The organism is Streptomyces netropsis, assembly GCF_014203545.1.
GTDB lineage: Bacteria > Actinomycetota > Actinomycetes > Streptomycetales > Streptomycetaceae > Streptomyces > Streptomyces netropsis.
In genome coordinates, this window is record NZ_JACHJG010000002.1 from 253683 (window position 1) to 266605 (window position 12923).

Sequence of the window (12923 nt, forward strand, 5' to 3'; positions counted from 1 at the left end):
CAAGCGCCGCAATGTAAGCGGCGATAGTCCCTACCTCGGTGGCATTGGCGTTGCCGCGTTCAATCGGGCATCTCGGCGAGCCGGTGCGCGCGTGACTCGCAGACCAGGCGCCGAGCTCCGGCTGCGATCTCGTCCAGGTCCTCGGCGTCGAAGACCTCACGCTTGACGTCGTCCCAAGAGTGAAAGCTTGTCATTTCCGTGTCTCCTTCTGCCGCTGTTCGAGGTGGTCCAGCCAGGCCGCCTAGCGTGCCTCCGCGATGGGAATCGACTGGCGGTACCACTCGGACCACTGCCCGGCCTTGTCTCCTGCCACCAGCAGGACCGCGTTGCGTTGCGGGTCGAAGATAAAAGTGGATCCGCACCTCGCTCACCCCTGCCTGTGAAGCCAATCGCGGACTTCCCCTTCCATCTCACATCTCATAGGTGCCAGGGCATGACGCCTCGCAGTGCAGTATGTGTACGTACTAGTACCTTGGTGTACTGTCCGCCATGGATACGTTACAACGTGCTGCCAGCACTCGGATGAGTGAATCGACTGCCCGGATAGTGTGGGGTGCTTGGCAACCCGTATGGCGGGTCCCTTTTCGAGGGTTCTGATCCCGTCCCGATTGGCCACACCGCCCGATGGTGGGGCGTTCGCAGCACGGCGGAAGCATGATCTGGGGCTTTCTTGGTCTGGTGGAACCCGACTGCGCCTCGACGGACCTGATCCGGAGGTGCGGCGGGATATCAGAAGCGGGGCGGCTTGGCATCGGTATCGGAATTCGGGCCGGATGTGTGGTTGCAATCAACCAAGGGCCGCAAAGATTACAATTAATGGCCAGCCCAATTGGTGCGTAAGCCTTGGGCCTCGCATGCGCTGATCACCCGGTGCACGCGTTCGACATCTGCCGGGAGAGCAACCTCGCCAAGGTCGATTCGCGCTGGCACTCCTGAAAGGGCGGGGTAGTCGATTGTACGGATATCCTGAACGCAATTTTCAAGCCGTGTGACGTCGCTGGGTCCCTCGATTTCGCATATGACTATACAGCGCTCAATGGCTTGATCCATGAGTAAAGTGTCGGCATCGAAGGTGGAGTCCCATGCGTTCACCCCGAATGGTCCACTCCCTTTATGCCCCACTGTCCGCACGGTACCCGAGAAGTCGATTCGCATGCGCCATGTGAGGGCGAGCCGGCCGCGCCAGTCGCCATGCCGTGGATAGTCTGAGTAGTATTGCGAACGAAATCTTTCCACCTGCCACGAGATGATGGTCGGGTTTGGCGCGGCAATTTCTTCCACGAACTTTTCGGCCAGTGACCCATCTCCCTCGTTGAGCAGGCAATCGCCGATACTGGTGACATCCATTTCGCACCAAACGGCGGCACCGTCTTGAATGACTATAGGATTCCAGATCTTAAAGGTGATTCGCTCATCTTGTGCCCTGTCAGTCATGGCTGGACCTCGTCCGGGTGTCGGGGTCATTTGGGTCCTCTGAAATTAGGACCAATGTCGAGAATGTATGAAGGGTCGAATTTAACTTTCGCGGAGTTGCATGAAGTGCAGATCATGATCAGGTTGTTGGTGTCGTTGTAAAAATCATTTCTGTGGGGCTGGTCGGTGTTGTGTCCGGGCGGGTCGCTGTCCCGCCCATCGTTCCAGTGGCCACCCACCGGTATTTTGTGATCGAGCGCCTGCCGACCGTTGTCGGCACTTTTGCAGGCGAGGTGGGGATGTGTGTTGATTCCGTTTCCGGGGCAAACGTAGGAGTCGGATTCTTTGAACAGTGGGTCACCTTCCCAGACGCCTCTTTCCTGGTGTTTGCGTCGAGTGAGTGCGAGGCTCTGTTCGGCACGGTGTTTTTGCGCTTCCGGGCTCCATGACGGATAGAAGGTGGCTCGTATGGCCTTTCCTGATCTATAGTCCGCGTGTAGTTTTCCGTTCACCACGTACGGCCTTCGATCCTCGCCCTTGAGACTTGTCATGCCGTAGGTGGCGCCGATCACGTTTAGAGCCTTGCTCAATTCGACAAGATGATCCTCTATCTCCTTCTTCTTTCGTGCATTGAGTGGCCCCTGCTCCTTCGCTTTTATCTCTCGCAACCTGCTCAAGATCTCGCGGAGTATTTTCAAGAGATCTGCTCTTCGGGTAGCCACCGGATTTTCTTCCTCTTCCTTGATGGCTGCCTTGGTTAAATCTTCGACCCATTCTCGACGCGCGGACGCCATCTCGACAACTATCCGACGGCCTTGGCTGTTGGCGAATAGAGTGTGCCCCTCCCCGGCCATCGTGAATGTTTTGGAGAGCGAAAGGCGCCTTTGATCGTCAGGTTTCGCATTCGCTGATTTGTCATTCGTGCCCGGGTTGTTCCCGGACGCGCCGCGTAGGCGCATTGCCGCCTTCGCCAGGAAGTCCACGATCTTGTCGATCGCGCGATTCACCGGCCGCGCCACCGCATGGAAGACCTGCTTCACCTTGTTCGCCAGCCCGCCCACACCCACCAGCGCCGCCAAGAAGCCGATCAGCAGGGGAACGCTCGCCGCCAGCGCCGTCTCGACCATCTTCGGGACGCCCGCCTTGCCGCCGTTCGCGATGGCGACCACCGCGTCCAGCACCGCGTTGACGAAGTCGACGACCTGCGCGCCCTGGTTCACGATGAACGTGACGATGTCGATGATTCCCTTGACCGCCCTGACAAAGGCGGAGGCGGGGTTGAGCAGGGACACGATCCAGGTGATGCCCGCGATCAGGACCGTCGGGATCAGATAGCTCTTGAGCTTCTGGAGGATCGAGCCCTTGAGGTCGCCGGCCTGGGCGGAGATTTCCTTCGACGCTCCCGCCGGGCCCTCACGCTGCAACGCCCCCGCCACCGGGACCTGTTGTTCGACCGCGCTCATCGCCTGGTCCGGAACGCCCTTGCGGACGACTCTCGCGCGGATGTTGTCCCACGTCAGGCCCAGCAGCGAGCCGATGATGCGGATGATGCCCTTGAGGTCGAACTTCGCGGGAAGTTCCAGGCCCGCCTTCACCGCGGTGCCCAGGAGCCAGGAGACCAGGCCCTTTTCCAGGTGGTCGGCGATGTTGGCGATGAAGAGGTTCAGGCCCGCGCCCACCGCCTGGACCAGGTTGCCCAGGAAGCCGATCGGATCCTTGATGATCTTCATGATGGCTCCGGCCGCCTTCGCCAGGATGCCCATCAGGAGATTCTTCAGTTCGTTGATCGTCTTGATGACGCCGACGATCGCGTCCTTCGCCTTGTCGATCAGACCCTTATTGGCCTCCTGGAGTTTCTTGATCTCCTCGTCGATCTTGTTGAGGGCCTGCGTGTACTTGGTGGCCAGCTCCTGCACCAGTTGCTGGGACTTCTCATTGACTTCCGACTCGAGGTCGTCGAACTTGCCCGCGAAGTCCGCCGCCGCCTCCTCGCCGAACTGCCGGAGATCCGCGGGGAGTCTGTCCACCTCGGCCTTCAGCTCGGCGCGGCCCTTCGCGATACGGGCCTTCGCCTTGCCCAGCTCCGCGCCGATCGTGTCGGCGATGCCGGAGATCACGCCCTGCATCTGCTGGACGTAGAGCTTGCGGGACTCCTGGTAGAGCTGGTTCGCCGCCTCCGGCAGGCCCTTGAACTTGTCCTTGACCCACTTGAGCTTTCCCGTGAAGCCCGAATAGCGCTTCTTCTTGTACGCCTTCATCCGGCGTTCCTGGTCGGCCATGAAGGCGTCCCGGGCGGCCTTCTCGCCTCGCGTGAACTGGTCGTCGACCGTCTTGTCCAGGCCGGACAGGGTGCCTTCGACGTCCTTCTTCGTGTCGTCGAAGACCGTCTGGAGCCTGGCCGTGACCTCGGTCCGCTTCTGCTCGTCCTTCGACTTCGTCTCGCCCTTTCCGCCGTCGACCTGTTGTCCCGCCGTGGCGCGGGTGGCGGTGAGGGACGCCATCGCCTGGGTGCCGGCCGCCGCGGCGTTCGCCTTGGCCGTCGTCAGTTGCCGGTTCTCCGCGGCCCTGCCCTGGGCGGGAGCCTGCGCGGAATGTTCCTCGGCCTTCTTCTTCTCCGACAGGGCCTGGTCGAACTCCGGTTCGTTGCCCTTGGCGAGCTGGTCCTCGGTGATCTCCGCGTCGGCCAGCGCCTTGTCGTTCTCCTGCGGCCCCTCGGAGAAGTCCGTCACCGCGTCCGGCTGCTTCGCCGGTATCGCGGCGTCGGCGCTCGGCGGGCCGGGGTTCCCCGGAGGCTTGTCCGGGGTCATCGGGGTGACCTGCTTCTCCTTGGCCGCCGAGGTGTCCGGGGCCGCCTTGGTCGTGGTCTCGATGTCCTTGGCCGAGGACTCCTTGCCCTCCCCGACCTTCCCGTCGACCTGTTCCTTGACCTTGTCGGCCTTCCCGGATTCCGAGAACTTGTCCGCCTCGTCGAGATTCTTCGGCGCCTGCGCCGCGATCGCGTCGTTGACCGCCTTGATGAACGCCGCCTTGTCGAACTCACCCGGCTTCGCCGCGTTCATCTTCTCGGCCTGGGCCGCCTTGCCCTGGGCCTGTTTGTCGTCCGGCGGAGCCACCGCCGCGTCCTGCGCGGCCTTCGACTCACCAGCCGCCGACGGGTGCTGCGCGACCGTCTGCTTCTTCGCCGCGACATCGGCCGTGACCTCACGAAAGCCCGGTGCCTGCGCCGGTGGCGGCTTCACGACCTCCGCATAGCGCTGTGCCACCAAACGGGAGACCGCCGCGTTCCCTGCCGCACCCTGAAGCCGCTGAATGCCGCGTCGGTCCAGTCCCCGGCCCCCGGGCATCGGGGCGGACACGGATCCCGTGGCACGGGTCGTACGCGCTCCCGCCCCGGAGGGCGTGCCGCGTTCCTTCGTGGCGGCCTTTTCCGGGGCGGCCTTCACGACGTCACCCGCTCGTCCCGTACGGTCCCGTACGTCCCCGACATGGTGTCGAGCATGCGCGGACCGCGGAGCCGGACGGCACGGCTCGGGGGACGAACACGGGGTAGCGCCCGGTGCCCGTTCGGGCAGGCGGCCGTGTACGTCGGGGCGGCCGAAAGCTCGTTCCGCTGATCCCGCGCGCTGACGAGAATCACCCTCGTTCCCCGGTCAAGGAGAGTGGTATGCCGTCGTACCTGTCCCCGGGCGTCTACGTCGAAGAGGTGGAGTCCGGGTCGCGGCCGATCGAAGGGGTCGGGACCTCGGTCGCCGCCTTCGTCGGATTCGCACAGAAGGGTCCGTTCAACGAGCCGACGCTGATCACGAACTGGACCCAGTTCGTCGGCGTCTTCGGCGAGTTCGTCGAAGGGACCTACCTCGCCACCTCCGTCTACGGCTTCTTCGCCAACGGCGGCGGGATCTGCTACGTCGTACGCATCGGCGGGCAGCGAGGGGACGGGGACGACGCGGGCGCCGCCCCCGCCGTCGCCGCCGGGCCGCCGGCGTCGCTCGGGCCCTACCTCGTACGCGCCCTGCCCGGCGTCACCGGCGAGATCACCGTCGAGGTCGCCGATCCGGAGGGGGACGATCCGCCGCAGGACGTCTTCACGCTCCTGGTGAAGCGGGACGGTGACGTGGTCGAGACCTATCCCGCCGTCACCACCAAGCGCAGCAAGGACAACGTGGCCGCGCAGGTCGCGTCCCGCTCCCGGTTCATCGCCCTGGAGGAGCCCGGCAAGGGCGCCGCCCCCGCGCGGCCCGCCGCGCAGTCGGTCTCCCTCGCCGCGCCGCCCGCCGACGGCACCCCGGCCTCCGAAGAGCTGTCGGCCGAGTCCTACGTCGGTGACCCCGACCTCCGCACCGGTTTCGGCGGCCTGGAAGCCGTCGAAGAGATCACGATGGTGGCGGCACCGGACCTGATGAGCGCCTACGAGCGCGGCGCGCTCGACCTCGACACGGTCGTCTCCGTCCAGCAGGGCCTCATCACCCACTGCGAGGCGATGGGGGACCGCATCGCCATCCTCGACCCGCCGCCCGGACTGAGCCCGCAGCAGATCAAGGCGTGGCGCATCGACCGCACCGGCTTCGACTCGAAGTACGCCACCATGTACTACCCGTGGATCAAGGTCTTCGACCCGAACGCGGGACGCAACGCCTTCGTACCGCCCAGCGGCCACATCGCGGGCGTGTGGGCGCGCAACGACGCGTCGCGCGGGGTGCACAAGGCCCCGGCGAACGAGGTCGTGCGGGGAGCCGTCGCCCTCCAGACGCAGATCACCAAGGGCGAGCACGACCTCCTCAACCCCATCGGCCTCAACTGCGTCAGGGCTTTTCCCGGCCGCGGCATCCGGGTCTGGGGCGCCCGTACCCTCGCCGCCGACCCCGCATGGCGCTACCTCAACGTCCGGCGGCTCTTCAACTACCTGGAGGAGTCGATTCTCGCGGGGACGCAGTGGGTGGTCTTCGAGCCGAACGACGACGCCCTGTGGGCCCGGGTCCGGCGTACCGTGTCGGCGTTCCTGGTCAACGAGTGGCGAAAAGGAGCACTGTTCGGACTCACTCCGGACGAGGCGTTCTACGTGAAATGCGACCGCGAGACCAACCCCCCGGAGAGCATCGACGCCGGGCAGGTCATCTGCGAGGTCGGAGTGGCACCGGTAAAGCCGGCGGAGTTCGTGGTGTTCCGGCTCGCCCAGCTGTCCGGCGGAAGCGGCGCGGTCGACGAATGACCGCGCACTGACTGAACTCTGGGACCGAACCTAGGAGACTGGCATGCCACTCCCCGATCTCGACAGTTCCGTGGGGCATTCCTTCGGGCTGGAATTCGACAGCGTCCTCATCCGGCAGATCACCGAGGTCACCGGCCTGAAGATGGAACAGGACGTCATCGAGCTGAAGCAGAACACCGCCGACGGCAAGTACGCCGTCAAGAAGCTGCCCGGACGCCCCAAGGCCGGAGAGGTCACGGTCGCCCGCGGGCTGACCGAGGACAACAGCTTCGAACGCTGGATCAAGGACTCCCGGTTCGGGAGGATGAACAACGCCCGCCGCAACGGCTCGATCATCGTCTACGACTACGAGGGCATCCCGATCAAGCGGTACAAGCTGATCAACGCCTGGCCCAAGTCGCTGGAGATCAGCGCGCTCAAGGCCGGCGACACCTCCGTCCTCACGGAGAAACTGGCGATCACGTACGAGAGCATGGAAGTCGATTGATGCGCCGAACCATCGCGGCGACCGACCGTCAGGAAGCCGAATCCCCTGCGCAACCGGACCGGCTGCGCACCGAGTTCGCCTTCGAACTGCCACGGGGGTACGTGGACGAATCCGGCACCGTCCACCGTTCCGGCGTAATGCGGCTGGCCACGGCCCGGGACGAGCTGATCCCGCTGCGGGACGACCGGGTACGGGAGAACTCCGCCTACCTCTCCGTGGTGCTCATCGCACGCGTCATCACCCGCCTCGGCACCATCGAGGACGTCCACCCGGGCGTCGTCGAGGACCTGTTCGCATCCGACCTCGCCTTCCTGCAGGACTTCTACCGCCGTATCAACGCCGAAGGACACACCCGCGCCGCGGTCACCTGCCCCGCGTGTCGGGAGAACTTCGCGGTGGATCTCGCCGGCGGTGGTCGCCTGGGGGAATCGTGACGTACGCGGCCGACCGGATCCATGAGGAAGTCGCGTACCTCGCCTACCACTTCCACTGGTCGCTCGATCAGATCATCGACCTGGAACACGCCGACCGGCTGAGGTACGTCGATCAGATCGCCCGGCTGAACGGACCGAGGAACTGATGGGGTTGCTGTCCTGGCTGAGCGGCCGCCGCCACGCCGTCCCACCCGCCGACGGCCCCGCCTCGCCTGCCCCTGCCGTGTCCGGGGACGGTTGGCGGGAGTTGCCACCTCTGCAACGGACCCTCGGTGACACGGCCCTCGTCACCGACCCCGACGGGTTCCGCGACTCCCTCGGCACCTGGCGGAACGCCTCCTTCACCACCGCTCCGCTCGGCCACGAGGTGAGCCCACAGGCGCCGTCCGGAGTCGGCCACGGGCTGGCGACGCGTGCCGCCGGCACACCGGCGTTCCCGTCCGCGCCCGCCCCGACGGTCAGCCGGGAAACGGTGCCGTCGGTGGCAGCGCACGGTGCACGCGGCGCTTCAGTGCCTTCGGAGTCCCCGGCCCCGCCCGTTCCGCTCCAACGGGTGGCCAACGAAACCTTGGTGTCGGCTCGGCCATGGGAGACGTTCGTCCATCAGTTGGCACCCCTGCCCTCGGCCACGGGCCCGGCACCCGTCCCGGGGCCCGGGCCTGTCGCGGGCGCCCCCGCCTCGCCGCCCCCACCGCCCCCTGTCCAGCGCTCCGCGGCACCGCACGGCCTCGGGCTGGGCGCGCCCCTCGCCGCGCTGCCGCCCACGGCGCAGCGCGCGCCCGTCGCGAGCACCGGAGAGTCCCCGGCCGCCTCTCCCCCGCTTCCCGGCCCGACCGCACCGGAGACCGCCGGCCCCGAAGCCCCGGATGCTCCGGTGGCACCCGCACCCGTCGTCCCCACGCGCCCGCTGCTCGGCGCGTCCCCGCTCGTGGCCCGTCAGAGCGCCGCCGACCCGGAGCCCACACCGCCGAACGGCCCCGAGGCGCCCGCGGATCGTCCGCCGGTACCGCTGCAACGAGCCACCGCCGATGGCCGACCGGTCGAGGGAGTCACCGATCCGGGCCCCTGGGCCAGGTCGCCCGCACCGGTGACACCCACGGTCCCGTTGGTCGCCCAGCGATCCGTGCCCCTCTTCTCCGACTTCTCCGGCTTCTCCGGGCCGTTCCCCACGGGACCGGCCGACCCCGCCACCCCCGTACCGGCTGCCCCGGCAGTCGTTCCTGTGCGCCGGTCCGGACCCGCTGTGGCGACGGCACCACCACCCGTCCAGCGCACCACCCCGGCGCCGACCCCCGTCGTCCCCTGGACAGCGGCTCCCGTACCGCCGTCCCCCGGCCTCCCCGGGGCCCCGGTGCAGCGGCTGACGGCCGCCCCGGCGACGCCGTCTTCCCGCGCGGAGGCGGAACAGCCCGCACGGATGCTCGACGCCGGTGCGGTGGCCGTCGCCGCGGGAGTGGCCCAGCGCATGGCCGACGGGTCGGTGGTCTTCCGCGCAGCGCGGTCGCTGCCTGCCGTGCAGCACGAGGCCACCGCCTCCGGCCCCGCACCGTCCGGAACCCCGCCGCTCGGGCCCGGGCCCCCGCCCGCACCACCGCCCCCCGAACCCGGCCCCGAACCGTCCCCGCCCGATGGCGGAACCGACGGCCAGGAACCCGCCCCGCCCGCCAGGACCGGCCTCTCCGACGGCAAAGGCACCCCCCAAGACACCGCACCCGCCGTGACCGACGAGCTGGTCCGCGCCCTGTTCGCCCCGCTCAGCCGCTTGCTCAAGGCCGAGCTCCGGCTCGAACGCGAACGGGCCGGGTTCCTCATCGACACCCGCCACTGAAATCGACACCCGGCACTGGACGAGCACCGAGCACCGAGCACCGAGCGCCGAGCGCCGAGCGCCGAGCGCCGAGCACCGAAGGAACACAGCAGAGGGGACAGCGCATGCCCGTAACCGACGACCCGGCGGTCAGTGTCTGCTTCGTCGTCACCGTCGACGGCATCGAACTCGGATCGTTCAACACCTGTGAGGGCCTCGGCTGCGAAGTGGTGCTGGAGCAGCGGGAGGAGGGCGGCAACAACGGGCACCTGTGGCAGCTGCCCACCCGCCTCAAGTACCCCAATGTGAAGCTGTCCCGGCCGCTGACCCGAGAGACCGAGAAGGTGGCCAAGTGGTTCGCCGGCATGACCACGGGCTTCAAGCGCCGGACGGCCCACATCGAGGCGCGGACCGGGGACGGTCGCAAGGTCGCCCAATGGGGGCTGCTGGAAGTCGTGCCGGTGCGCTGGACCGGGCCCTCCTTCAACCCGGAGTCACCCAAGGTCGCCACCGAGACCATCGAGATCGCCCACCACGGCTATGTGATGGAGGGCTGAGGCCGATGAGCGCACCCGTGGCGTTCAGCGCCGCCGGTACCGGTGGTTCCGGGGCCCGAGGAGGTGGGGCCAGGCCCAAACTGGAGCACGCCTACCTGGAGTTGCGCACCCCGCCGCCCGGCGGCGGTCTCACCCCGGGCGGGCCGTGCGGGCGGATCGACTTCCAGTTCAACCCCAAGGAGCTGAGCCTGACCAAGGCGGCGGCGTGGAAACGCACCCCCGCCAAGGGGGCGAAGAGCGCCGGTCCGCCCGAGTACCAGGGGCCGCAGCCCAGCAAGCTCACCGTCGAGATGTTCTTCGACGCGAGCGACACCCACGACACCCGCGTGGTGACGTCCGTGGAGCGGCTGTTCGCCTGCTGCGTGCCGACCGACGAGACGCGGCAGCAGCAGCGGTCCTCCCCGCCGTGGGTGGTGTTCCACTGGGGCGGCCTCACCGGGTTTCCCGGCTACGTCAGCCAAGTGCAGGTGAAATACACCCTGTTCACCACCTCCGGTGTGCCGATCCGGGCCGTGTGCCAGGTGACGATGGAGGAGATCAGCGGCGAGACGCCCGGACAGAACCCCACCTCCGGTGCGCTGCACGCCCGGCGGGTGCACCGGGTGCAGACCGGCGACACGCTGGCGCACCTCGCCTGGCGCGAGTACGGCGATCCCACCGTTTGGCGGGTCATCGCCGAGGCCAACGACATCGACGACCCGATGCGGCTGACCAACGGCCGGGAACTGCTGCTCCCTGCCCTCGACGAGCTGGACCGGCTCCGGGACCCGGACGGTCCGTACGACGACGACACCGTGGGGCGGTGAGCCGGCCGTGACGGGACAGAGCGTCGCCAAGTCCCTGCTCGTGGAGTTCGCCGGCCGTCCGCTGCCGGCGGCCCTGGCGAACACCCTCGTCGAAGGCTATGTGGACGACAGCCGCACGCTGCCCGATCTGTTCGTGCTGCGCTTCCGCGACCCGGGCAGGGTGCTGCTGGGGCAGGCGGGAATCGCCGTCGGTACGAAGGTGCGGTTGCTGGCCCGCGCGGGCGGTGGCGGCCCGGCGCCCCGGCCGCTGCTGACCGGTAGCGTCACCGCGCTGGAGGTGGAGATCGACGACACCGGCACCTTCACGGTCGTACGCGGCCTCGACGAGTCCTACCGGCTCTTCCGCGGCCGCCGGGTGGCCAGCTACCAGAACATGACCCTCGCCGACATCTGCGCCCGCGTCGCCCAGCGGGCCGGGCTGCGGCCCGGGCAGGTCGACGTCGCGGGGCCGGTGCTGGAGCACGTGGCACAGCCCAACGTCTCCGACTGGGAGTTCCTGCGGGGCCTGGCGGAGGAGGCAGGCGCGCAGGTGTATGTGACCGACGGCCGGTTGCACGTCACCAGACCGACGGAGGCCGGCGGCGCACCCGACGTCTCGGCCCGGGCCGAGAGGCACCCGCTCGTCCTGGAGATGGGCGTCAATCTGCTGCGCTGCCGTGCCGGGGTGTCGGCGGCCGAGCAGGTCTCGGCGGTCGAGGTGCGCGGCTGGGATGTACGGGCCAAGCAGCCGCTGGTCGGCCGCGCGGAGGCGGGCAAGGCCAGGACCCTGGAGCTGGGCGTCACCGCGGCACAGGTGACCGCACCGTTCGGGGAGGCCGGCTTCGTGGTCACGGACGCCCCGTACGGCACGCAGGCGGAGGTGGACCAGGCGGCCGGGGCACTGGCCGAGCGCATCGCCGGGTCCTTCGCCGAACTGGAGGCGGTCGTCCGGGGCAACCCCGCGGTCCGGGCGGGCGGCGCGGTCACGTTGACCGGGGTCGGGGCGCCCTTCGAGGGGCGGTACACGGTGACCTCCTCGCGGCACGTGTTCGACGCGCTGCGCGGGTACGAGACGTGGATCTCGGTCTCCGGCCAGCAGGAGCGTTCGCTGTTCGGGCTGACCGGCGGCGGGGGTGCCGCCACCCACCAGGGCATGTCCGGGCTGGTCAACGCCACGGTCACGGACACCAAGGACCCCGAGGGGCTCGGCCGGGTCAAAGTGGGCTTCCCCTGGCTGTCGGACGAGTACGCGAGCGACTGGGCCCGCACCGCGCAGGCGGGCGGCACCGGCAGCGGCGAGGTGTTCGTCCCCGAGGTCGGCCACGAGGTGCTGGTGGGCTTCGAGCAGGGGCACCTGGACCGCCCGTACGTGCTGGGCGCCCTCTACAACGGGCAGGACAAGCCGTCCCAGGGCGCGGGAGGCCAGGACGGGGAGACCATCGACCCCACGAGCGGCGCCGTCAACAAGCGCGCCTTCGGATCCCGCGACGGCAACAAGCTCGAACTGCTCGACACGGCGAACGGCCCGCAAGGGGTACGGCTCGTCACCGGCGACGGAAAGCTGAAGATCGACCTCGATCGCAAGGGCACCACCATCGTGCTGCACAGCGACGGCACCGTGGAGATCGACGCCAGGCAACGGGTGTCGATCAAGGCGGGCGACGGGGTGTCCCTGGACGCGGGCAACGGCGCGCTGGAACTCGCCGGCGGCTCCGTGAAACTGACGGCCCGCAGCGGAGTGCGGCTGGACGGCGGAAACGGTCAGGTGACGGTGTCCACCACCGGCGCGGTGGAGGTCCAGGGCAACCAGGTGGCGGTCAACGGCACCACCCGCACCGAGGTCAAGGGCGGCCGGACCGTGTCCGTCAACGCGCCCTTGGTGAAGCTCAATTGAGGTGGTCGACGTGATCGGGGCAGTCGACGTCCACGCACTCAACGCAGAGGGGCACCGCACATGCCAGCAGCCGCACGCGTCGGCGATCCCACCGGCCACCCCGGCACCGTCAGCCCGCCGGGGGACCCCACGGTGCTGATCGGCGGCAGTCCCGCGGCCACCGTCGGCACACCGCACCGATGCGCCTCGCCCGCCGCGCACCCGCCGTCCACGATCGCGTCGGGCAGCTCCGGCGTGTTGATCGGCGGCCGCCCGGCCGCCCGCGTCGGCGACACGACGGGCTGCGGCTCCCCGATCGTCTCCGGCTGCCCGACCGTGCTGATCGGCGGGTGAGGAG

Annotated in this window: 12 protein-coding genes and 1 pseudogene; 9 read left to right on the top strand and 4 right to left on the bottom strand. The window is 68.3% G+C overall.

Translation table 11 applies throughout. The annotated features are described in order from the left end of the window. Nucleotides 1-59: 59 nt before the first annotated feature. The 4 genes and pseudogenes from FHS38_RS35105 to FHS38_RS05985 form a co-directional block, all read right to left on the bottom strand. Complete coding sequence (locus tag FHS38_RS35105) at nt 60-194, bottom strand: hypothetical protein (RefSeq protein WP_260420609.1); 135 nt, start codon at nt 192-194, stop codon at nt 60-62. Nucleotides 195-241: 47 nt separating this feature from the next. After that, a pseudogene (locus FHS38_RS05975) lies at nt 242-374 on the bottom strand (type II toxin-antitoxin system RelE/ParE family toxin); the annotation flags it as partial. 439 nt (nt 375-813) lie between these two features. Next, a complete protein-coding gene (locus FHS38_RS05980; RefSeq protein ID WP_184731508.1) occupies nt 814-1434 on the bottom strand; it encodes a hypothetical protein in 621 nt (206 codons plus the stop codon). A 26-nt stretch (nt 1435-1460) separates the two neighbouring features. Then, entirely contained in the window at nt 1461-4856 is a 3396-nt protein-coding gene (locus FHS38_RS05985) for a phage tail protein (protein ID WP_229822527.1), read from the bottom strand. Nucleotides 4857-5077: 221 nt separating this feature from the next. On the opposite strand from FHS38_RS05985, the gene FHS38_RS05990 reads away from it, so the two are divergent. The 9 genes from FHS38_RS05990 (at nt 5078) to FHS38_RS06030 (ending at nt 12919) form a co-directional block, all read left to right on the top strand. After that, nucleotides 5078-6622 carry a phage tail sheath family protein gene (locus FHS38_RS05990; RefSeq protein WP_184731510.1) on the top strand — a complete coding sequence of 515 codons (1545 nt, stop codon included), beginning with the start codon at nt 5078-5080 and terminating at the stop codon, nt 6620-6622. Between the two features lie 43 nt (nt 6623-6665). Continuing rightward, entirely contained in the window at nt 6666-7109 is a 444-nt protein-coding gene (locus FHS38_RS05995; protein WP_184731512.1) for a phage tail protein, read from the top strand. Beyond that, nucleotides 7109-7543 (top strand): hypothetical protein, encoded by a 435-nt coding sequence (locus tag FHS38_RS06000; RefSeq protein WP_184731514.1) that lies wholly within the window; start codon nt 7109-7111, stop codon nt 7541-7543. Before FHS38_RS05995 ends, FHS38_RS06000 begins: the two co-directional genes overlap by 1 nt. Continuing rightward, nucleotides 7540-7689 (top strand): DUF6760 family protein, encoded by a 150-nt coding sequence (locus FHS38_RS06005; protein ID WP_184731516.1) that lies wholly within the window; start codon nt 7540-7542, stop codon nt 7687-7689. The genes FHS38_RS06000 and FHS38_RS06005 overlap by 4 nt, the downstream gene beginning before the upstream one ends. After that, the gene (locus FHS38_RS06010) at nt 7689-9371 is read left to right on the top strand and encodes a hypothetical protein (RefSeq protein ID WP_184731517.1); all 1683 of its coding nucleotides are present in this window, start codon (nt 7689-7691) and stop codon (nt 9369-9371) included. The genes FHS38_RS06005 and FHS38_RS06010 overlap by 1 nt, the downstream gene beginning before the upstream one ends. 104 nt (nt 9372-9475) lie before the next feature. Next, entirely contained in the window at nt 9476-9907 is a 432-nt protein-coding gene (locus FHS38_RS06015; protein ID WP_184731519.1) for a phage tail protein, read from the top strand. Nucleotides 9908-9912: 5 nt separating this feature from the next. Further along, nucleotides 9913-10713 carry a CIS tube protein gene (locus tag FHS38_RS06020; RefSeq protein ID WP_184731521.1) on the top strand — a complete coding sequence of 267 codons (801 nt, stop codon included), beginning with the start codon at nt 9913-9915 and terminating at the stop codon, nt 10711-10713. Nucleotides 10714-10720: 7 nt separating this feature from the next. Further along, a complete protein-coding gene (locus FHS38_RS06025; RefSeq protein WP_184731523.1) occupies nt 10721-12586 on the top strand; it encodes a VgrG-related protein in 1866 nt (621 codons plus the stop codon). Nucleotides 12587-12646: 60 nt separating this feature from the next. After that, the gene (locus tag FHS38_RS06030; protein WP_184731525.1) at nt 12647-12919 is read left to right on the top strand and encodes a PAAR domain-containing contractile injection system baseplate protein; all 273 of its coding nucleotides are present in this window, start codon (nt 12647-12649) and stop codon (nt 12917-12919) included. Nucleotides 12920-12923: the final 4 nt, after the last annotated feature.